The sequence below is a fragment of the Cupriavidus pinatubonensis genome (assembly GCF_019602855.1).
Lineage (GTDB): Bacteria > Pseudomonadota > Gammaproteobacteria > Burkholderiales > Burkholderiaceae > Cupriavidus > Cupriavidus pinatubonensis.
Genome location: NZ_CP080769.1, coordinates 329,320 through 347,762, shown reverse-complemented (window position 1 = coordinate 347,762; position 18,443 = coordinate 329,320). Strand labels below are relative to the sequence as shown.

Here is an 18,443-nt window from a genome sequence, read left to right as displayed (position 1 = left end):
GTTGTTCTCCTAGGCGGCGATGGTCTGTACGGGTTGCGGGATGGAAGCCGGCGTGGTCGCGGCGGCTGGCGTCACGCGTAGGCGCGAGTAGGCCGAGCGTTCGTTGTCGCTGAGCGGCACCAGGTAGGGTTCGACCGGCCGCTTGAATGACGTCATCGTGCCGTCTTCCGCCTTCTTCAGATGGGCGTGGCAAAACCAGTCCGCATCGTTGCGCTCGGGATAGTCGACGCGGTAGTGGTACAGCCCCCAGCGGCTTTCCGTGCGGAACAGCGAAGCACGCGCCGCCATCTCGGCGCAATCGAGGATCACTGACACCTCGGTCGCACGCATGAGTTCGTGCGGGTTGGCGGCCGATATCTGTGACAGGTCCTCACGGATCTCGCCGAAGCGCTGCAGTCCGATCTCCATGCGCCGCGTGACTTTCGGCGGCTGCAGGTAGTCGTTGACGAAGCGGCGCAGCTTGTATTCGACCTGCGACGGCGCGAGACCGTGCTCGCGGTGTAAGGGGGCATACACGCGCGCCTTTTCTGCTTCGACCTGCCCGGCGTCGATGGAGGGATGTCCCGTTTCGGACGCGCGGTCAGCGGCATGTTCCCCCGCGAACCAGCCGTAGGTGAACGCGCCTAGCATGTAGTTGTGCGGCACGGCGGCCATGTCTCCTGCCGCATAGAGGCCTGGCACTGACGTGGCCGCGTGCTCGTCCACCCAGACGCCGGACGCACTGTGTCCGCTGCAGAAACCGATTTCCGAGATATGCATCTCGATCATCCGCGTGCGGTAGTCGTTGCCGCGCCGCGCATGAAAGCGTCCGCGGCTCGGGCGCTCATTGGTGTGGAGAATGGTCTCGATGGTCCGTATGGTTTCCTCGGCCAGGTGATCCAGCTTCAGGAACACCGGTCCGTTGCCGCTTTGCAGTTCCTGGTAGAACTCCCACATCATCTGGCCGCTCCAGTAGTCGCATTCGATGAAGCGTTCGCCACGGCCGTTGGCCGTGTAACCGCCCAGCGGGCCGGTGACATAGGCACAGGCCGGGCCGTTGTAGTCCTTGATCAGCGGATTGATCTGAAAACACTCGAGATTCGCGAGTTCCGCACCCGCGTGATAGGCCATGGCATAGCCATCCCCGGCGTTGGTCGGGTTCTCGTAGGTACCCATCAGATAACCCGAGGCCGGCAAGCCGAGCCGCCCGGCGGCGCCGCAGCAGAGGATCACGGCCTTGGCGGGCACGACGTAGAAATCTGCCGTGCGGCAGTCGAACCCCATGATGCCGGCCGCCTCGCCCGACGGACCGGTCAGCACACGGGTGGCGACGATGCGGTTGGTCACGTCCACGCGTGCGCGCTTGAGCTGGCGGTAGAGCACCTTCTTGACGTCGTGGCCCTCCGGCATCGGCAGCACATAGGCGCCCATATGGTGCACCTTGCGCACGGCATACTCGCCGGTCTCGTCCTTCTCGAACTTCACGCCCCAGCGGTCGAGCTCCTCGATGGTGCGAAAGCTATGGCGCGCATAGGCCAGCACGGTCGCCTGGTTGACGATGCCGTCGTTGGCCACCGTGATCTCGCGCGTGTACTGCTCCGGTGTGGCGTGGCCCGGGATCACGGCGTTGTTGAGTCCGTCCATACCCATCGAGATGGCGCCGCTGCGCTTGACGTGGGCCTTGTCGAGCAACAGCACCCGAAGGGCAGGGTTGCGCTGCTTCGCTTTGATGGCCGCCATCGGGCCGGCAGTGCCGCCGCCGACGACGACGATGTCGTATTCGAGTTCGTGTGTCTGCATGATCCTTTGGGAGCGCGGAGTTGCCCGCCTAACTTGTTATAACAAGTTCGATCGATTGTAGGGGCGGCCCCGCGTCGCACCAATGAATGGTTTCGCACATGCTTGTGCGCGGCGCGCATATGCGCCGCAGCGTGTCAACTCAGCGTGGTTTCCGGGCGCTTTGCCGGTCGATGCGCAGGCGGTACTGGAAGGTATCGCTGCGGAAATAGAGGAACTCGAAGTCAACAGGACGGCCCGAGCCGTCGTGAGTTAGCCGTTCAATGCGCAGCAACGGAGCACCTTCCCCGATCTCCAGAGCCCGTGCAAGCGGCCTGTCGGCCAGGACGGCATCAATGCTGAGGTCCGCCGAGCCGAGCGGCACCGAGCAGTCGTTTTCCAGGATCAGGAAGACGTCGCGCGTGATGAGGTCGGCGCGCTGGAGCTGGCGGCCGAGCGACTCCGGCAAAAACGTGATCTCGTACGAGACCGGCGCGCGATTGAGCAGCCGTACGCGGTGGATTTCCGTGACCGTCGTGCCTGGATCGAGGTCGAGCCGGTGGGCCACGTCCGCGCGCGCCGAGACAAAATCGAACGACACGACGCGGTTGACGATCTCGTGCCCCATACGCGACATCGCCTCGGCGAATCCCTCGAGCGCCGTCACGTTCTGGAACGCCTTCGGCTGCGACACGAACGACCCCTTGCCGTGCCGCTTGAAGATGAGGCCCTCGCGTTCCAGATGGCTGAGGGCCTGGCGGATCGTGATGCGGCTGACGCCGAAGCGGTCCTGCAACTCGCTTTCGGAAGGCATTTGGCTGTGCGGCGGATGGCTGCCGTCCAGGATGCCGGCGCGCAGCGTGTCACGGATCCTGATATAGAGCGGGACGGAATCGTCGTCTGCGAGAGAGGGGCGGCGGATGGACATGCGTATCGGACGTGGGGCGCGCAGCATTATAGTCCCGTCGCTCTTTTGGTTCCCGGCATGAGAAGCTGCGCGGTGACCAGCGGTCTGCTCTGTCTATCTTCTACACCCTGCCGGTGGCTGCTCCGCTGGGCGAGACAGATCGCGCGAAGGGCCTTCACGCAAGGTTAGGTCGGCCTCGGCCTCCCGCAACGTCCCTCGTCTGTATCATCGGCAGTTTGTATCGATGGGGCGGCTGCCCCCGCATCGCTGCAGGAGCGCCATGAACCTGTCTGCCATATCTCCGATTGCGATCTTCTTCGTCCAGGCATGCCTGGTTGTCGCCACGCCGTTGATCCTCTGGCGCACGTTCCGCCTGGGAGGCATCGTACCCCTGGTGGTAATGCAGATCGTTGGCGGCATAGTGCTGGGGCCGTCCTTGCTGGGCGCGCTCTGGCCGGAGCATTGGCACGCGCTGTTTGGCTCGGAAAGGTTAGCGTCATTGATGGGCCTGCAATGGCTGGCGGTAGTGTTATTTGCCTTTCTGTCAGGCCTGCATATCAGCGGTGCCCAAGCTACCGGGCTACGACGTATCGCGATTAGCGCTGCAGTCGGCTGCGTGACGGTCCCGTTCGTACTGGGCTTCGGAGCGGGCTGGGTGTTGAATGGCTTGCGACCGGCGTTGGCCGGTGAGCTGGCCACGCGTTGGCAGTTCGCGATCGCGGTGGGCGTGTCAATGGCAGTGACCGCGCTCCCGGTGCTTGGTGCCATTCTGCGCGAAATGCGGATGACCGATACAACTGCCGGCCGCCTCGCGCTGGCGTGCTCCGCGGTCAGCGATGCCGCGATCTGGGTCGTGCTGTCATGCATCCTGGCAAGTACCGGGGAGGCAGCGCAGGATCCGCTGCGACTGGCAATCGGCGGTGCCATCTATGTGGCGGCCATGTTCGTCATCGTAAGGCCACTGTTAGCGCGCTGGCTGCCGACATTGCGCGCAGGCGACGCGCGGCTCGCGGCCGCGGTGGTGCTGATCTTTTCGTCCGCCTGCGTATCTGAACTGATCGGCCTGCACTACATTCTCGGCGGGTTTTTGGCGGGCGTGGTCGTACCGCACCACATTGCCGCTGATCTCGAGGCCCGGCTCGAATCCACCACTGTGGTGGTGCTGATGCCGTTTTTCTTCCTGATGACGGGCCTGCGGACGGACCTTAATGCGGCAGGAAGCGATGCCGTGTTGGTTTTTGCATTGACGACGGTCGTCGCCGTGATCGGCAAGATGGCGGGGACCGCATTGCCCGCGCGTTGGTCTGGCCTTGGGCGGCGCGATGCGTGGACGCTGGGCGCACTGGCCCAAACGAAAGGGTTGATGGAAGTGGTGGTTCTGGCGATCTTGCTGGAGAACCGGCTGATCAGCACCGCTGCCTTCTCTGGCCTGTTGCTAATGGCATTGGCTACCACAATGGTGGCGAAGCCGTTGACCCTGGCAGCGATGCGCCTGTGCGAGGATTGAACCGCACCGTGGATCGCAGAGGGAACTTCCCAGCTCCGGGCGCTAAGAACCCGCCCTGGAGCCATCCTACCCGATTCTGTATGGTTCCAATCACGTGGGACATTGGGAGACGCCTGCCGCTTAGCCAGGCGGGGGCGGGCAGGCTCACACGCAGAAGTCCGGCAGTGGTCCAAGGCCGAACACCGCTTTGAGATAGTCCAGGACTGTAGCCGACCCGTTCCCGTCGCTCGAGTACCGAATCGTCGCTTTTGAGCTCGGAACTGGCGTTCGCCTCGTAATGAAGCACTGTGTTATCGGCGGCTGCATGCCCGCGGTAACCACGGCGTCTCCGTGTGGGCGGTCGGCGCCACGGCTTGGTGCGATCAGGGTAATTCGTCCTTCCCATGCAGATTGATACGGTTGAGCCAGAAAAACGCCTGTAATTCAAGAGGTTCGGAAAGAAGCGATTTCTCAATTGCAGCGAAACCGGAAAGCCTTGATCGAAGCGGCTTCCCGGGCAATCACCGTTACATCTTGCACGTGTCGAACGATTGCCCCGGGCATGCGCTGGACGCTTAGCCGAGTGCGGTCTCGTAGCGGCTGGCGGCGCGCGTTTCGCGGTCGCTGGCTGCATCCTGGAGATGGAAATCGAATTGCACCCGGGCAAAAGGCGCGCGGATGCCCAGATAGCATCGGGGCGGGACACGACTTCAGAAATGGCCGCCAGGTGGCGGCCTGGTTAGGGTTGACGCCGGGACAGCACAGCAGTGGAGGCAAGCAGCGCCTAGGCAGCATCACCAGAGCCGGAGACGCTTACTTGCGCACGCTTCTGGTACTCGGGGCTCGCGCGGTCATGACAAACCTGGGCGACAAGCAGGATCGATATGGCCGTTGGGTCAGAGACCTCATAGAACGTCGCGGATACTGGCGAGCAGCCATCGCCATTGCAGCCAAGAAGGCGAGAATGGCGTGGGCTATGTTGAAATATGGCGATACCTTCAAACATGCTTAAGCGCAGATAACTCGATCAACCGGATTTCAAAGAGCTACAGCGGAACACATGAGCAGCTAGATCACTTTGCACTGCCAGCGGTGATGTGAAGCGGGTTGGACCCGCGCGAGGCGTGCCTGGCAAAAGTTGGGGGACGCCAAGCCCGATAATCGAACGAGGCCCTCGAGCGCGTCTTACATCAGGGTCCGGGCCAGCGGCCCACTATGACCGTTTGTAGTACTGCAGTCCTTCACCTTCTCACATAGCTCCGGCACGGCAAATGGGTGCTCCAGACAAACTGATTGGCGCTTGCGCCAACGGGGAAGCCCTTGTAGTGGATTGGCAAGAAGCCCGAGCGTTTTCTAATCGATCTCTTGTACTGAACGACAGGTTGGCGGGCGCGGCCGGTCCGCCCCCATTCTGATCTAGCAAACTTGGCAGGCCGGAAGTTCGGCGACCACTGCGCAGGAAGCCCAAGGGGAAGAGCCGGGCAACGACTCGGGGGCGGCGGCGCTGGCTAACATCCAGGACGAAGGCAACGACAGCAGTGACGGCAGCGATGACAGCAAAAACCGAGCGGACGGACGCGATCCGCTGGATCCAGACGCAGATGGACGACTACGGGCTCACCCTCGAAGAGCTCGACGCGGTGCGGCCGCCGCCGCCGCCGGTGGTCTGCTATCGCAACGCGGAAGGGCTGACCTGGGACGGGCAGGGCGAGATGCCCTCGTGGCTCAAGCGGGCGGTCAATGCGGGGCAGTCGTTGGAGTTTTACCGGGTCGGGTCCTTGTCGAGCCCCACGCAAACTGCCTTGACGCTGCCGGGAGGACGCGTAGAATTTAGACTGTTGGGTGCTGCACGGTTCCCGATAATGGTTGTGAACCTTCTTCTTGAAGGCCTTCTGGACGGCGGTTCGATTCCGCCCAGGTCCACCAGAAGCACATTGGACGGGCAGTGCGCTTCTGATGGGCCTGACCTGGTTTCGACAGGGGGAGATAGGGTCGTGAGGCAACTCGTCAGAGAAGACGTTAAAACTAAATCGAAGTAAATGCTAACGACGAAAAGTTTGCATTGGCCGCCTAACAGCCGCCTTGGGTTGTAACTGACCTCGAAACAGAAAAGTTACTGACAAGGGCTCCTTCGGGGGCCCTTGTTCATTTGAGGGCTTGGCATCGATGGCAGCATGCGAATGACCTGGCCCCGGAGTCCGCGCGCCTCTTGATTCTTCGTTCGGCTACGTGTGCAATGCCGAGCATGACCCTGAGCCATGCCGAAGGAGGATTCCGTGAAGAAAGGCGCTCTGATCTGTTGCGCTGCCGCCTCGATCGGGTTCGCGGGCCTGCCCGCGATGGCGAAAGACGGCGTCGCGATCGCGCTGCCGGACCAGCGGGTCGCTGTGCTGTCCGAGGGCGATCTGGAAGCTGCCTCGATGGGCAGCTACAGCGTCGCCGTGTTCAAGGATGCGCTGCTCCTGCATTTCGACGCCGGCGCGGTCTTCTCGCGCAACGGCACCATCTTTCGGGATGACGGCAAGCTGCGCGTGAAGTTCGCGGACATCACCGGAGACGGCACCCAGGCGCTGGTTATCTCCAAGCTCACCGCCGGCTCGGGAAAATACCTGGAAGTGGATGCGTTGCGGATCGACGCCGGCAGCGTGCGCCTGCTCACGCGCGTCCAGACCGATACCCACCATGATGAGATCGCCGAGCTTAAAGCGGCGTGCCGGCGGGGCGCGTGCTCGCCCAAGTAGGGGTGATCGTGCTTTCGCTGCATGTATGGACCCGACGCCTTTTGCAAGCTTCTTGTTCGTGATGTTGAAACGGTCTGCATGCATGTATCCGGCTTGCCCGATGGGCGCTTTCCGACACGCCCGCAGCCTCGATGAGATCCGCGCACCCCGTCCTTAGCAAAATGACGGCTCGTCGAATATGACAGCCGGCAGCGAAAACAGGCTTTAGGATGCTGGTTCAACCAATTTCGTCATCGCTTTGAGAAGCTTCGCAAACCTGCGTTGGTATTCCCTCCTTGCAAGCGGCTTTGGCTGTTACGCCGCGGTTCGCGTCACATAGGTCGCGTCACTGCTGAGCAGCGCTCGGATCACGCGCGCGTTCTTATTGGCCAGCGCCACTGCCGCGCAATTGTGCCCGCGCCGCGCGATCAGCTGCTGCAGCCAGATGCTTAGCGGATCAACCTTTTTTGTTGCGTAGCGGAGGACCGCCCGCGCCCCGTGAATGAGCAAAGTCCGCAAGTATGTGTCGCCGCGCCGGCTAATGCCGTGCAGACGAGCCTTACCGCCCGACGAGTACTGGCGCGGCACCAGGCCGAGCCACGCCGCCAGATGTCGGCCATTCCTGAATTGCTTCGCGTCGCCGACAGCAGCAACCATGGCCGTGGCGGTAATCGGACCAATGCCAGGCACTTCCGCGATCCTCTTGCAGAGCGCGGATCGCTTCATAAACGACTGGATCGACGCTTCGATCAGATGCACGCGTTCCTCAATCGCCTGCAGGTGCTGCAACATTTCAGTCATCAGCGTCTGGCAGAACGACGTCAGTTCGTCGGCACTCTTGCTGAGTAGGTCCGGGATGGCTCGCTTGAACGCCTCGGGTGAGCGAGAAATCGTGAGTCCACGCTCACCGAGCAGTCCGCGCATTCGGTTGATCATGGCCGTACGCTGGCGTAGCAGGATTGCACGCATGCGGTGCGCAACCTGGATGTCCTGTTGCTCAACCGATTTGACTGAAACGAAACGCATCACGGGCCGGCTGGCGGCCTCGACAATTGCTTCGGCGTCGTTGCGATCGTTCTTGTTGGTCTTGACGAAGGGCGACACATACTGTGGACTGATCAGCCGGACCTCAATGCCGCGCGACTGGAAGCGCCGTGCCCAGTGATGGGCGGTGCTGCAGGCTTCCATGACGACCATCCTCGGCTTCAGTGTGCGCATGGCCTCCAGGAGCGAGCCACGCGAGACCTTCGCTCGATGCACAGCCTGTCCACGGCGGTCGGCGCCATGTAGTTGGAACACATGCTTGGCGAGATCGATGCCGAGGATGTCGATTTCCATGATGAACCTCCGCGTGTCAGGTTAGGCCGACAGTGTCCCCCGAAGGGAGGCGCCGGGTCCATCTCAGTAAAATGATACGCCGGTCGGCAAAATCGTGTTTGAAATCAATAGTTTGCACACACCGGCTTATGCACGAAAGGCTCTTTGCGCAGATCATTGATACAGAGCGGTTTCCTTGCTGAAACCGTGTCAATCAGCACCGAAAGCACCATCACCCCTAATATCTCGACGCATTTCCGGCTCGTTCCTGCGTGGCTCTCGTCGGCCTGCACGGGCGCAGCAGTCGCAATTGAAGTGGTTGCCCGACGAACGGCTGCGCGATGACGTAGACAACGACGGAAACAGCGTCGGACCATATGAGGCCGTGCGCTGAAGGTTTAGGTTCCGTGGCCTTCGGGCGGCAACTTCGTGACGGCCGATTCTCCGATGTTCACGTGGCCACTGGTCCCATCCGCGTTTGCGCCGGTCTTTCCCGAGAAGAAGATCAGCCCGGCGTGTTCGACCCAATCTGAATATGGCTTCCGGCTGAGCTTGGTCATTCTCCCGGCGCTTCTTGCTCTGCGCCAGCCGCAGTGGCGACAGAGACCTGACCGCACCGCATTGAGGCAATGAAATGCAGGATGGCGCTGATTGCCGTAGCTGTCGTGCCGACGACTGCCAGCTGCAAGACCGGAGGTATCAGCGCGCCGCCCCGAGCGTCTTATTCGCCGCACGGGTATTCCCTCGGTTGAGTTCTATGTCTCACTATTATTTAATTCAACGTGAATTAAATAATACGACAAACTTCGACGAAGCCGGAGCCTGTCTCGGCGAATCTGAAGAGGTGATAGCGGTACTCAGTCCTCTTGGCTGCTTCCCGGGATTGTTTCCTGTCCCGCGCCGGCAGGGTCACTCTCACATCGCCTTGCAGCCAGGAAGAGCAACCGAAGGAGACAAGACATGGATGCCTCTATTCAACGGAAGGGGCTGCCGAGACGGGCCAACGAGCACGCTATCGGCCGCCCCTCCCAGCACTCGGCTGCGTTCGACAACGGGGTAATTCCATCAGGCTGACGCCGAATGACGTGAGCGATTCCATCGCGAGGTCGCTTCGATAGATAGGCCGTTGAGGCGCTGTCGGAGCGGCCAGCCACAAAGTGTAAGTCAGGCTATGAGGTCTGTTCGAGTTTCACGAACGGGCGGGGATGCTATTGCCTCTTTTCTGCCATGACGAGATTCTGCGGCGCGCAGCATGGGATCATTTTCAAAGCTAATTCAGGAAATTGAAGCAGTAGTGGAGGGACAGATGTTTCTGGGGTATCGCAATAAGTGGCTGTGTGCCCGGGCCGCGGCGGCGGCGATCATGTTGCTAGTGGCGGCGGTCGCCCATGCGCAGGGCAGTATCACCCTTTATGGGCGAGTTGCAGGCGGCGTCGACTATATGAACAAGATCGCCACCGGAAATGGGAAAACCGCCGATTTGCTGCGTTACGGCAGCAATCAATGGGGGGTAAGCCTGTGGGGGCTCCGGGCCAAGGAGGACCTGGGTGACGGTCTCAGTGCGGTGATGAACCTGGAGAGCGCATTCTCATCGGGTGACGGGCAGGGAGCGGGCGTGGGCCTCTTCAGTCGCTATGCTGTTGTCGGGCTTTCCAGCAGCACATACGGAACCCTGTGGCTTGGTCGCGCCATGGGCTTGCCTGACTCGGAGGGCTGGACCGTCGATCCGATGGGTATGCAGGCCATCAGCATTGGCACACTTCAAAATGGCAGAAGTTGGGGGTCCCGTGGTAATGCCATCACCTACGCTTCACCGGACTGGGGAGGACTCTCGTTCCGGGCGCAGGCAGGCCTCAATGGTGTCGCAGGAAATTTCAACGCCGGCAGGCAGTTAGCTGGTAGCTTGAGCTACGACAACGGCCCCATTTTGATCAAGGCGATTTATGAAGAAATTCGAGATGCCAAAGGGGAATTTACCAATCTATACACTGCCTCACGCCTTTATGAGGCCGGCGCCGCGTATGTGGTAGGCGGCTTGAAACTGTTCGGGGGCTATAGTCTTACTCGCTCCGGCGGCGCAACGGTGGCAGACGCTGACAATCCCATGGCCGCCAATAAGCAGCAACAGTTTTGGCTTGGCGCGAACTACCAGGTATCCCCAGCGCTGACGTTGATCGGTGGTGCATACAGGGCAATCCGGAACAACTCTGCCGGCAACGGAACCCTGCTTGCACTCGGCGCAAACTACTTTTTCTCAAAGCGCACCCTGTTGTACGGGACGGTTGGTACCGTCATGAACGGCGGAAATGCGGCGTTCTCCGTCGAGGCTGGCAGCAACCGGCCTGTGGCGGGTGCAAGTCAGCAGGGTGTCTATACGGGCATCGTGCACCGGTTCTGACTTGAAGGCGTGCGGCTCCCGCGGCGTCCCGTTCGTGCGAAGTACGGATTGCGTGGGCCGGGGATACGCATAGCCAATTCGAGCCACGGCTGCCCGACCGGACGACGTAACGGCGGGGCGTCTCAAGGGCGCCACAAGGGATCGCCGTTAGCGGTGAAGCAACCAGAACAGGACCGACAGCAACAGCCAGATCACAATACAAGTAGTGATTGGGAAGTAGAACGTGAAGCCGTCGCGGAGGATATGGATATCTCCGGGAAGGCGCCCGAAAGGCAGCCTGGACAGCCATGGCCACGCGACTCCTGCGATCATCAGCAGGCCACCGAGAATGATCAGCGTGCGTTGCATGCTCAATAGGGAGAAGTGATATTTTCCTGAGTAGTGTTGCGCCCGTTTAGCGATTGGATCGGGACGAAGGCAAAAGATTCTCGTGGGAGGGTGAGGGCGGCCGTTCTGCCATCGCTTCACAGCCGGGTTTGCTTGCGTACAGACGCCCGCCGCTCGCGCCACAAACTACCAGACCCATCCAACTCATCGAGGAGGCAAAGATGAAACAGGTATCACTGACCATTCCTGAAATTGGATTGATTGCCGGGACACGGGCGGCGGGTGCGGCGGGTCTCGCACTGTTGCTAAGCAACCGAATTGATCCGAATCAACGCCGCGCCATTGGATGGACGCTGCTTGCCGTAGGAGTGATCACAACAGTGCCGTTAATCGCGCAGGTGTTTGGAAAGCTCCAGGAATGCAAAAGCCCCGACGGAGGTGAGGTAAAGGTGAAAGATTGATGGTCCCGCCTGCACGACTACGTCAGCGCGCATGCTTCCGGTAGGTCCCAATGAGTTCGGCATGCGCCAGAATATGCCCCCGCATCGCCTGTTCCAGCGCCGCCTTGTCCGGCTTGCCGAGATCTGGCAGCACGACGTCCAAGGCATATAGCTTGTGGAAATACCGGTGCCGGCCAATTGGAGGACACGGGCCGCCGTAATCGGCACGATGCCAGTCGTTGATTCCTTCGCGAGCGCCGGCCGGCAAGCTATGCCGGCTCATCCCTTGTGCAAGCGAGCCGGGCAGCGGAGGTAGGTTGTACACGAGCCAATGGACCCATGTCATTTGCGGTGACGCCGGGTCCGGCGCATCCGGATCATCGACAATCAAGACCAGGCTGGCAGTGGAGGGGGGCAACCCTGACCACGTCAGGGGCGGTGACACATCGGCGCCTTCGCACGTGTGCACAGTGGGAATCTCCCCGCCTTGGGCAAACGCGGAGGATGTCAGTATGAGCGGCATGGATGGCCTCTGCTGGGCAAGTAGCGCTGGTCCGGACAGCATGGCCGCAAAGGCCAGCAATCTCGGTAGATGTGCCAAACGCACCATATCTGCCCCCACCGGCCCATGATGGCTGTTCCAACTTAGCCCGGATTCCTCCCCTGTACAAGGAAACGTCCCCTTTCAAAACCCGACCCTGCACGGCAGCTCGCGTGGGCACCATTTCAACGTCAGCTTGCGAGCTCAACCGGCGGGCTTGCCACGCGTGCAACCGCATTGCTGATGCCGGATGCGATGCCTGTCTGGTCGCCCGGCACCGAGCCCATCACAGTCGCTGTAAGTGCATCAACGTCGCCTTCTGGGCCGGTAGGTAACGATAGAGCAGGGGACGGACTCACGCTTCACGCGCCAGCCATGGTCTCCGGAGTAACGTCCCACCCTGCATCAACGCCACCGGGAAGCATCTGTCCATGCATGCAGTTCCTGGATCTCATCCAAGAAGGCAATATCGGCCCGATGAAGGCGGTAGACAAGTTCGAATACCGGCGGCTGGAAGTTTTCGACGTATGCCACCTGGTGGGTCCGGCAGGCTGTCGCGCGTGCGCTTGCCGATCAGGCGCGGACCATTCGTGTGCCGGTCCACATGATCGAGATGATCAACAAGCTGAACCCGATACGCGAATACCTGCAACAGACGGGACAGGAAGCGCATGCCGCCGTCCTCGCCGAGCGGATGGAGATGTCCGAGGAAAAAGTGCGCAATCCTCAGGAGCGCAAGGCAACCGGTCTCACTCGAGACCCCTGTGGGCGACGACGCCGACGAGACGCTCGGCGAGATGATTGAGGATGTCACTGCGAGTTCACCGGCTGAGGCCGCGATGCACGCGAATATGCGTGCCGCGATCGATCAGGCGCTCGACGGGTTATCACCGCACGGGGCCAAGGTCCTGCGGATGCGATTCGGGCTCGATACGACCTCGGATCGCACGCTTGAAGAGGTCGGCAAGCAGTTCGACATGACCCGGGAGCGGATCCGTCAGATTGAGATCAAGGCGATGCGCAAACTGACGCACCCCAGTCGCGCTGACGAGTTGAGGCCCTTCCTCGAGCATTGAGCAAAAACGGAGGCGCGCGCCCCTTTCGACGCCCTGCTCCAGACCCGCAGCGATCGAGCATAGGCCTGATCGCTTCCAGACAGGACGCGTTCCCGGTGCGGCAAATTTACAGCGGCTTGATGCTCGCTGCCTGCTTCCCCTTGGGGCCCTGTTTGACTTCAAAACTGACCTTCTGGCCTTCCTGAAGCGATTTGAAGCCGTTTCCCTGAATCTCGGAGAAGTGCGCAAACAGGTCATCGCTGCTGATCGTCGCCCCTATAGGTCGCCAAACCCGGGTTGAACTTCGGCGCTGTCGCCGTGATATCGAGCTACTCACCGGCCTTCGCATCGAACACGTACAGCACCGGCGTCGCGTCCTTGGTGCTTGCGATCTTCCCATGGATAGCTGCACCGCGCGGCACCGTCGGGAAGCCCGTCGTCAGCCTGTTGCCGGTCTGCGTGGCCGATAAGGTCTGGTTTTGCGCCGCCGTTGTGGCTGGCCGGTTCGGCGCCGATGATGACGCCGTAGCGGACGAGGCTGTTCGGGATGAAATCCACCTCTGGCAGCCCGGCGTGAGCGGTCTTCATAAGGGTAGATCATGGCCAACTGGTCGCGGGTCATAGCCATGTATTCGTGGCGAATCTCAAAGTAGCTGACCACCTTCGTGAATGTCCCTTGGGCTGGATTCGAGATCCATTTGTTTGGCTCGCCGGTATGCCCCTAAGCAAAACACTTCCATCATTTGCGGGACCCGGTGTAAGCGAGACCATTGCCTCGGTCCACCACCTCCAGCTCGGCCAAGGAAACTGTAGACTAACGGTGTGCATCACACGATACCTGCACCGGCGACCTGCGCAACTTTTCAGCAGTTACGCCGGCCGCTATCCCCCTGAGTTCAATTTCGGGACTGTATTCCGGCATGGCTACCGAGGGATATCCTGTGCCTGAGAACTGGGGCAAGAGATGCCCGGACGGAGCCAAAAATGAGCATGATTCGGTTGTTCCTTTGCGGTGATGTGATGACCGGGCGCGGCATCGACCAGATTCTGCCGTCGCCCGGCCAGCCAGGGCTGCATGAGTCGTTCGTCCGCTCGGCCCTCGACTACGTCGAGCTCGCCGAACGCCGTAGTGGGGCAATTGCACGGCCGGTACCGCCCGGATATATCTGGGGGGAGGCACTGTCCGAACTGGAGCGTCACCAGCCAGACGTAGGCATTGTCAATCTGGAAACCGCGGTTACCAGCAGCGATGACGCCTGGCCTGGCAAGGCTGTTCACTACCGAATGCATCCCGCAAATGTCATCTGTCTCGGCGCGGCAGGCGTGGATTGTGCGGTGCTGGCGAACAATCACGTGCTGGACTGGGGGCGGGCGGGACTGGCACAAACACTGGCATCACTGCGGGCGGCCGGGATCGCCGTTGCAGGGGCAGGGCGCGATTCGCGAGAGGCTGCACTACCGGCCGTGCTCCCAGTTCCCCATGGTGGACGCATTCTGGTTTTTGCCTTCGCCATGACGAGTGCCGGCACACCGTCCAACTGGGAAGCTACCGGCAACCGGTCAGGCGTTGCGCTGTTGCACGACTGCTCCGCGGCGAGCGTCGAGCGCCTTCGCGACCGGATCAGCGTGGAGCGCCGCAGCGGTGATGTGGTCGTCATGTCGATCCACTGGGGGCCGAACTGGGGCTACGAGGTGGATGCGGAGCGGCGCCGTTTCGCGCGAGCCCTGATCGACCAAGCCAGCGTGGACGTCGTGCATGGCCATTCGTCGCACCACCCGATGGCCATCGAGCTGCATGGAGGCAAGCCGATCCTCTACGGCTGTGGGGATTTCATCAACGATTACGAAGGAATCAGCGGCTACGAAACCTATCGTCCCGACCTCGCGCTGATGTATTTCGTGACGCTCGATCCCACTGGTGGCGGCCCGGTCCAACTCAGGCTGGTGGCTCTCATGCGCAAGCAGTTCCGTTTAGGCTATGCACCGGAGTCAGACCTGGACTGGTTGCTGGCCATGCTGAGGCGGGAAGGGCGTTCGTCCGGGACCCACGCTGTACGCGCTGGTGAGCATGAGTTGCGGGTTTCGGCGGATTGAGACGCCCCGCCGGCTTGCACTACTCTCTGCAGTAGCTCGGAGACGACGGATGCTTGTTCGATTGGCTGAGCGGCCGATTAGTGAGGCCGACGACTCTCACTTTTAACGGCGAACGTCCCTGACGCAGTCCCAAGCCGCCGCTCGACCATGAATCCTGAAGAGAGCGACATCCCGCCCGACGCGGTGGCCGCCGCCGAGCGCGCAGCCGCGTTCGTCGATCAGGACATGGAGCCAGTCGAGGCATATGAGGAATTGCATGCCGCGATGGAAGCCGAGAGCATGAAAGGCGATACGCATTAGCGGGAGAGCGCTTCGCGCTGGTAGTGAGCGTGCAATCCGGCCCATCAAAGGCGTAGAGCGCAGGACGACACATGGCACTCAGTTTTCCCAACCCCAGCCGCAGCTATGATGGAACCAGACATGGCGTGTGGTTCTGGGGTTACGACAACGCACGCGAGATTACCTTCCTTGTGGAAGACCGCGTACTGATGAATTTCGACTCCACTCTCGGTTCTGACGAAGCCGGGGTGCTGGCCTCCTTCGACCGGCATCGCAATGAGATCCTCAAGATCGCCATGGCCCTCTACGCCGAGGGGCGGCAGACTCTCTACACGCTGCACTAGCTCTACAGCCTGGTGCGTAAGGGCAGCATGGGCACGCCCGCCGAGGTGCTGCAGGCGTTCTGGCAGGAGCTGCGTGGGCGCACGCGCGTCACGATCGACCACCCGGACTTGCCCCCAGGCGCTAAAGGGCATCGCCGCGGGGCGATCCAGACGATCTGGCGGGCCGCCAATGAAGCGGCCAGCAGCGAGCTGGCCGCGCTACCGCGGAAGCTCACGACTTGGCGAATGTGGCCGAATCCGAGCGGACGCTGGCGGAACTGCGCAACAGAACCACCCCTGCGACCACGAAGCCCGACCGGTTTTGGAAACCCCTTCAGAACTGATGAGAGGGGTGGCCGATGGCACGAACTGCGAAGGCGCTTTGCCGAGACCCGCGCGCTGTACCCCGAAGGCCTGCGGCCTACCGTTCTTCTCAGCACGATCTAACGCGGCGCTTGCAATCTGTTCGTATCGCCGCCGGCATTAATTGGTCCTGAAACGAGTCAACGCGCGCCAGCGATACAGATGGGTACAAATACGATCAATGCTGATGTGATGCGGAAGGCGAGGCAGCGGGTGAGTCCGATACCTTCACATCGGGGACCGTGACGGCAACCACCTCTGTGGCGAGGATCTTGTGGCTCGGGTCGGCCAGTTCCAGGCGAACCTTGTGCGGCCCGGGTGTGAGCCCAACCACAATGATCGGGTCTTCACTCGTGTGAGCCCAGGTGCCGCGGGTATCGTCAATCGTCACGTGCAGGTGTCCTATACGGGGCGAAATGTCGACGGCGGTCTTGCCGAATACCGGCATGACGCGAAAATTCTCGGTGCGGAACTGGACGATGACCACGCCGCGCGCAAGCGGCTCGGGCAAGGCCGCGTACGGGATCAGCTTTGGCGCAGGTTCGGCATTGAGCGGAAGAATGGCTGGCGGGCGAATGGCATCCTTCGCGACTTGCGCAGACGCGCTCGCGCAGAATCCCGCGACAACGAGAGTGGCCGAGAAGTATTTCAGGAAGGGGGGCATGGTGTTGTCCTTCTATGCAGACGGGTTGCCTCGAAACACGCAGATCCACCAGGGACGTGACGTGCAAATTGAGGATAGGCGTTGCATCTCAGCACAAGTCGACCGTGCACAGCCGGATTTTATGTATGGCAACGTATGGCTCATGGCGGCCGATACGAACCGATACATTTGCCCCGCTATTCACTACACCGGAGATACAAGTCCATCCTTTAATGCAGCATCTGCAACAGATACCGCCGCGTCGGCTGGGGTGCTTGCAGACCAACAAGCAAGAGGTCGATGAGATGACAACGAAACATAAAGTGCGCAGCGCGCTCCAAATCACGGCTGCCGCCGGCGCCGCGGCCCTGGTTGCCACGCTGCTCATTGGCTCTGCGCACGCGGCTGCGCCGCAACCGGCAACGCCGGATATCGGCTTCGTCCAGGTCAATCCAGATATCAAGCTGCGGCGTTTGGTCGTGCACAATGCCGCCCCCAGGGGCACCGTGCTGTTCCTGCACGGATTCCCGGAGACGCTGTACGCGTGGAAAGACATCGCGTCGACGCTAGGCCAGGACTACGAAGTCCACGCGTTCGACTGGCCCGGCTATGGCGAGTCGTCGCGTCCTGGCGTCGACAAGTTTGCCTACGCGCCCAGCGACTATGCAAAGGTGCTCAAGGACTACATCGCGACGGCGGGCATCGACAAGCAGCATCTTGTGATCTACGCGACCGATATTGGCGCGCTGCCAGCGCTGCTGGCGGCCCTCGACGAGCCGGCCATTGCGAAGCGCATAATCGTCGGCGACTTCGCGCCCTTCAACCGGCCGCAATTTATGCAGGAGCGCCTGCAGGCACTCAAGGATCCCGCGACAGCTGATGCGGTCCATGCCGCCTTCAACCGGACCCGCGACGAAATCCTGCAGAACGCCTTTACCCGCGGGCTTCCCGAGTCCTTACGCTATGAAGTGACATTGGAATTCAAGGCCGACATCGTACATGGATGGCAGAACGGCGCGCTGACGTCGGCCGACGCGTTCTATCAGTACTACTCGCATTTCACGCATGACCAGGACCATTTTGAAGCCAACTTGGGCAAGCTGACGACCCCCGTCAGCGTGATCTGGGGCGAAAAGGACATCTATATCCACAAGGAAATGGGCGAGGAACTGGCCGGACGCGCGAAGCTCGACATGAAGGTGCTGCCGGGGCTCGGCCACTATCCGCACCTTCAGGACCAGGCCGCGACGATCTCGGAGGTGCGGGCGGCGTTCGGTGCGCGGTGACCCGGACCGCTTACGCAAATCGCAATGCAGAAACAAAGGAATTTGACATGAAATTCGCCCAGATCGCCACAGCCGTCATGGCCGTCGCATGCCTCGGAGCCGCGATCCACAGCGCGCAAGCGCAGACGCTTGCAGTCCATCGAACGGATCTGGTCAGCCATGAGCTGAGTGTCCCCGGCCGGGAAGGCATTCAGGTCCGCGTGGACTTCGACCCGGGTGCCTTTGCGCCAAAGCACGCTCACCCGGGCGAGGAGATTGCCCACGTGCTGCAGGGAACCCTTGAGTACCAGCTTGCTGATCAACCGCCGGTCAGGCTGAAAGCGGGGGATTCGCTGTTCATCGCCGCAGGCACGCCTCACTCGGCCCGCAACGTCGGCGACGGGCAGGCCTCGGAGCTCGCGACCTACATCGTCACGAAGGATGCCCCGCTCGTTGTGCCAGTCAAGTAATAGGCGTCGTAGCTAGCCGCCGGGAGCATCGATGGGGCGGTCGCGCCATTCGGACCGTCT

The 18,443-nt window shown here is 61.4% G+C and carries 17 protein-coding genes, 1 other RNA gene and 4 pseudogenes; 14 read left to right on the top strand and 8 right to left on the bottom strand.

Annotation, left to right across the window (positions count from 1 at the left end; translation table 11 throughout):
• Positions 1–9: 9 nt before the first annotated feature.
• Positions 10–1,779, bottom strand: coding sequence for a fumarate reductase/succinate dehydrogenase flavoprotein subunit (locus K2O51_RS33440; protein ID WP_220631925.1), 1,770 nt, complete (start codon positions 1,777–1,779; stop codon positions 10–12).
• 139 nt (positions 1,780–1,918) lie between these two features.
• Positions 1,919–2,683, bottom strand: coding sequence for a GntR family transcriptional regulator (locus K2O51_RS33435; protein ID WP_220631924.1), 765 nt, complete (start codon positions 2,681–2,683; stop codon positions 1,919–1,921).
• A 259-nt stretch (positions 2,684–2,942) separates the two neighbouring features.
• Here K2O51_RS33435 and K2O51_RS33430 point away from each other — a divergent pair, with 259 nt between their 5' ends.
• The 5 genes and pseudogenes from K2O51_RS33430 (at position 2,943) to K2O51_RS33410 (ending at position 6,889) form a co-directional block, all read left to right on the top strand.
• Complete coding sequence (locus K2O51_RS33430) at positions 2,943–4,169, top strand: cation:proton antiporter (RefSeq protein WP_245002044.1); 1,227 nt, start codon at positions 2,943–2,945, stop codon at positions 4,167–4,169.
• 667 nt (positions 4,170–4,836) lie between these two features.
• Positions 4,837–5,160: pseudogene (locus K2O51_RS33425) on the top strand (transposase); the annotation flags it as partial.
• A 538-nt stretch (positions 5,161–5,698) separates the two neighbouring features.
• A pseudogene (locus tag K2O51_RS33420) lies at positions 5,699–5,923 on the top strand (H-NS family nucleoid-associated regulatory protein); the annotation flags it as partial.
• 13 nt (positions 5,924–5,936) lie between these two features.
• Positions 5,937–6,296: a transfer-messenger RNA gene (ssrA, locus tag K2O51_RS33415) on the top strand.
• A 191-nt stretch (positions 6,297–6,487) separates the two neighbouring features.
• Positions 6,488–6,889, top strand: coding sequence for a PliI family lysozyme inhibitor of I-type lysozyme (locus K2O51_RS33410; protein WP_425333024.1), 402 nt, complete (start codon positions 6,488–6,490; stop codon positions 6,887–6,889).
• Between the two features lie 294 nt (positions 6,890–7,183).
• Here the strand turns inward: K2O51_RS33410 and K2O51_RS33405 are convergent, their stop codons facing one another.
• Positions 7,184–8,206: an IS110 family RNA-guided transposase gene (locus K2O51_RS33405; protein ID WP_220632287.1), complete on the bottom strand. Its 1,023-nt coding sequence runs from the start codon at positions 8,204–8,206 to the stop codon at positions 7,184–7,186.
• 1,285 nt (positions 8,207–9,491) lie between these two features.
• Between K2O51_RS33405 and K2O51_RS33400 the strand changes: the two genes are divergently transcribed.
• Positions 9,492–10,583 carry a porin gene (locus K2O51_RS33400; protein ID WP_220632304.1) on the top strand — a complete coding sequence of 364 codons (1,092 nt, stop codon included), beginning with the start codon at positions 9,492–9,494 and terminating at the stop codon, positions 10,581–10,583.
• 147 nt (positions 10,584–10,730) lie between these two features.
• Here K2O51_RS33400 and K2O51_RS33395 read toward each other — a convergent pair whose 3' ends face one another.
• Positions 10,731–10,931 carry a DUF2905 domain-containing protein gene (locus tag K2O51_RS33395; protein ID WP_220632286.1) on the bottom strand — a complete coding sequence of 67 codons (201 nt, stop codon included), beginning with the start codon at positions 10,929–10,931 and terminating at the stop codon, positions 10,731–10,733.
• 200 nt (positions 10,932–11,131) lie between these two features.
• Here K2O51_RS33395 and K2O51_RS33390 point away from each other — a divergent pair, with 200 nt between their 5' ends.
• Positions 11,132–11,371: a hypothetical protein gene (locus K2O51_RS33390; protein ID WP_220632285.1), complete on the top strand. Its 240-nt coding sequence runs from the start codon at positions 11,132–11,134 to the stop codon at positions 11,369–11,371.
• Between the two features lie 22 nt (positions 11,372–11,393).
• On the opposite strand, the gene K2O51_RS33385 is transcribed toward K2O51_RS33390, so the two are convergent.
• Positions 11,394–11,873: a YbhB/YbcL family Raf kinase inhibitor-like protein gene (locus tag K2O51_RS33385; protein WP_220632284.1), complete on the bottom strand. Its 480-nt coding sequence runs from the start codon at positions 11,871–11,873 to the stop codon at positions 11,394–11,396.
• Positions 11,874–12,326: 453 nt separating this feature from the next.
• On the opposite strand from K2O51_RS33385, the pseudogene K2O51_RS33380 reads away from it, so the two are divergent.
• Positions 12,327–12,967: pseudogene (locus tag K2O51_RS33380) on the top strand (sigma-70 family RNA polymerase sigma factor); the annotation flags it as partial.
• A 106-nt stretch (positions 12,968–13,073) separates the two neighbouring features.
• On the opposite strand, the gene K2O51_RS33375 reads toward K2O51_RS33380, so the two are convergent.
• Positions 13,074–13,226 carry a cold-shock protein gene (locus K2O51_RS33375; RefSeq protein WP_220632303.1) on the bottom strand — a complete coding sequence of 51 codons (153 nt, stop codon included), beginning with the start codon at positions 13,224–13,226 and terminating at the stop codon, positions 13,074–13,076.
• Between the two features lie 53 nt (positions 13,227–13,279).
• The gene (locus K2O51_RS33370; protein WP_220632283.1) at positions 13,280–13,534 is read right to left on the bottom strand and encodes a hypothetical protein; all 255 of its coding nucleotides are present in this window, start codon (positions 13,532–13,534) and stop codon (positions 13,280–13,282) included.
• 396 nt (positions 13,535–13,930) lie between these two features.
• Here K2O51_RS33370 and K2O51_RS33365 point away from each other — a divergent pair, with 396 nt between their 5' ends.
• The 4 genes and pseudogenes from K2O51_RS33365 to K2O51_RS35920 all read left to right on the top strand — a co-directional run.
• Complete coding sequence (locus tag K2O51_RS33365) at positions 13,931–15,040, top strand: CapA family protein (protein WP_245002041.1); 1,110 nt, start codon at positions 13,931–13,933, stop codon at positions 15,038–15,040.
• Between the two features lie 147 nt (positions 15,041–15,187).
• Positions 15,188–15,340, top strand: coding sequence for a hypothetical protein (locus K2O51_RS33360; RefSeq protein ID WP_220632282.1), 153 nt, complete (start codon positions 15,188–15,190; stop codon positions 15,338–15,340).
• Positions 15,341–15,411: 71 nt separating this feature from the next.
• Positions 15,412–15,663 (top strand): DUF1488 family protein, encoded by a 252-nt coding sequence (locus K2O51_RS33355; RefSeq protein WP_220632281.1) that lies wholly within the window; start codon positions 15,412–15,414, stop codon positions 15,661–15,663.
• A pseudogene (locus K2O51_RS35920) lies at positions 15,664–15,917 on the top strand (DNA-binding protein); the annotation flags it as partial.
• Positions 15,918–16,183: 266 nt separating this feature from the next.
• On the opposite strand, the gene K2O51_RS33345 reads toward K2O51_RS35920, so the two are convergent.
• Entirely contained in the window at positions 16,184–16,669 is a 486-nt protein-coding gene (locus tag K2O51_RS33345; protein WP_220632280.1) for a DUF6130 family protein, read from the bottom strand.
• 284 nt (positions 16,670–16,953) lie between these two features.
• Here K2O51_RS33345 and K2O51_RS33340 point away from each other — a divergent pair, with 284 nt between their 5' ends.
• Entirely contained in the window at positions 16,954–17,934 is a 981-nt protein-coding gene (locus tag K2O51_RS33340; protein ID WP_220632301.1) for an alpha/beta fold hydrolase, read from the top strand.
• Between the two features lie 47 nt (positions 17,935–17,981).
• The gene (locus K2O51_RS33335; RefSeq protein ID WP_220632279.1) at positions 17,982–18,383 is read left to right on the top strand and encodes a cupin domain-containing protein; all 402 of its coding nucleotides are present in this window, start codon (positions 17,982–17,984) and stop codon (positions 18,381–18,383) included.
• Positions 18,384–18,443 lie beyond the last annotated feature (60 nt).

Excerpts from the sequence above, each read along its gene's own strand:
- K2O51_RS33360 (WP_220632282.1), top strand. The coding sequence starts at position 15,188 with ATGAATCCTGAAGAGAGCGACATCCCGCCCGACGCGGTGGCCGCCGCC.
- K2O51_RS33355 (WP_220632281.1), top strand. The coding sequence starts at position 15,412 with ATGGCACTCAGTTTTCCCAACCCCAGCCGCAGCTATGATGGAACCAGA.
- K2O51_RS33400 (WP_220632304.1), top strand. The coding sequence starts at position 9,492 with ATGTTTCTGGGGTATCGCAATAAGTGGCTGTGTGCCCGGGCCGCGGCG.
- K2O51_RS33440 (WP_220631925.1), bottom strand. The coding sequence starts at position 1,779 with ATGCAGACACACGAACTCGAATACGACATCGTCGTCGTCGGCGGCGGC.
- K2O51_RS33345 (WP_220632280.1), bottom strand. The coding sequence starts at position 16,669 with ATGCCCCCCTTCCTGAAATACTTCTCGGCCACTCTCGTTGTCGCGGGA.
- K2O51_RS33365 (WP_245002041.1), top strand. The coding sequence starts at position 13,931 with ATGAGCATGATTCGGTTGTTCCTTTGCGGTGATGTGATGACCGGGCGC.
- K2O51_RS33340 (WP_220632301.1), top strand. The coding sequence starts at position 16,954 with ATGACAACGAAACATAAAGTGCGCAGCGCGCTCCAAATCACGGCTGCC.
- K2O51_RS33410 (WP_425333024.1), top strand. The coding sequence starts at position 6,488 with ATGGCGAAAGACGGCGTCGCGATCGCGCTGCCGGACCAGCGGGTCGCT.
- K2O51_RS33395 (WP_220632286.1), bottom strand. The coding sequence starts at position 10,931 with ATGCAACGCACGCTGATCATTCTCGGTGGCCTGCTGATGATCGCAGGA.
- K2O51_RS33430 (WP_245002044.1), top strand. The coding sequence starts at position 2,943 with ATGAACCTGTCTGCCATATCTCCGATTGCGATCTTCTTCGTCCAGGCA.
- K2O51_RS33385 (WP_220632284.1), bottom strand. The coding sequence starts at position 11,873 with ATGCCGCTCATACTGACATCCTCCGCGTTTGCCCAAGGCGGGGAGATT.
- K2O51_RS33435 (WP_220631924.1), bottom strand. The coding sequence starts at position 2,683 with ATGTCCATCCGCCGCCCCTCTCTCGCAGACGACGATTCCGTCCCGCTC.
- K2O51_RS33390 (WP_220632285.1), top strand. The coding sequence starts at position 11,132 with ATGAAACAGGTATCACTGACCATTCCTGAAATTGGATTGATTGCCGGG.
- K2O51_RS33405 (WP_220632287.1), bottom strand. The coding sequence starts at position 8,206 with ATGGAAATCGACATCCTCGGCATCGATCTCGCCAAGCATGTGTTCCAA.
- K2O51_RS33370 (WP_220632283.1), bottom strand. The coding sequence starts at position 13,534 with ATGAAGACCGCTCACGCCGGGCTGCCAGAGGTGGATTTCATCCCGAAC.
- K2O51_RS33335 (WP_220632279.1), top strand. The coding sequence starts at position 17,982 with ATGAAATTCGCCCAGATCGCCACAGCCGTCATGGCCGTCGCATGCCTC.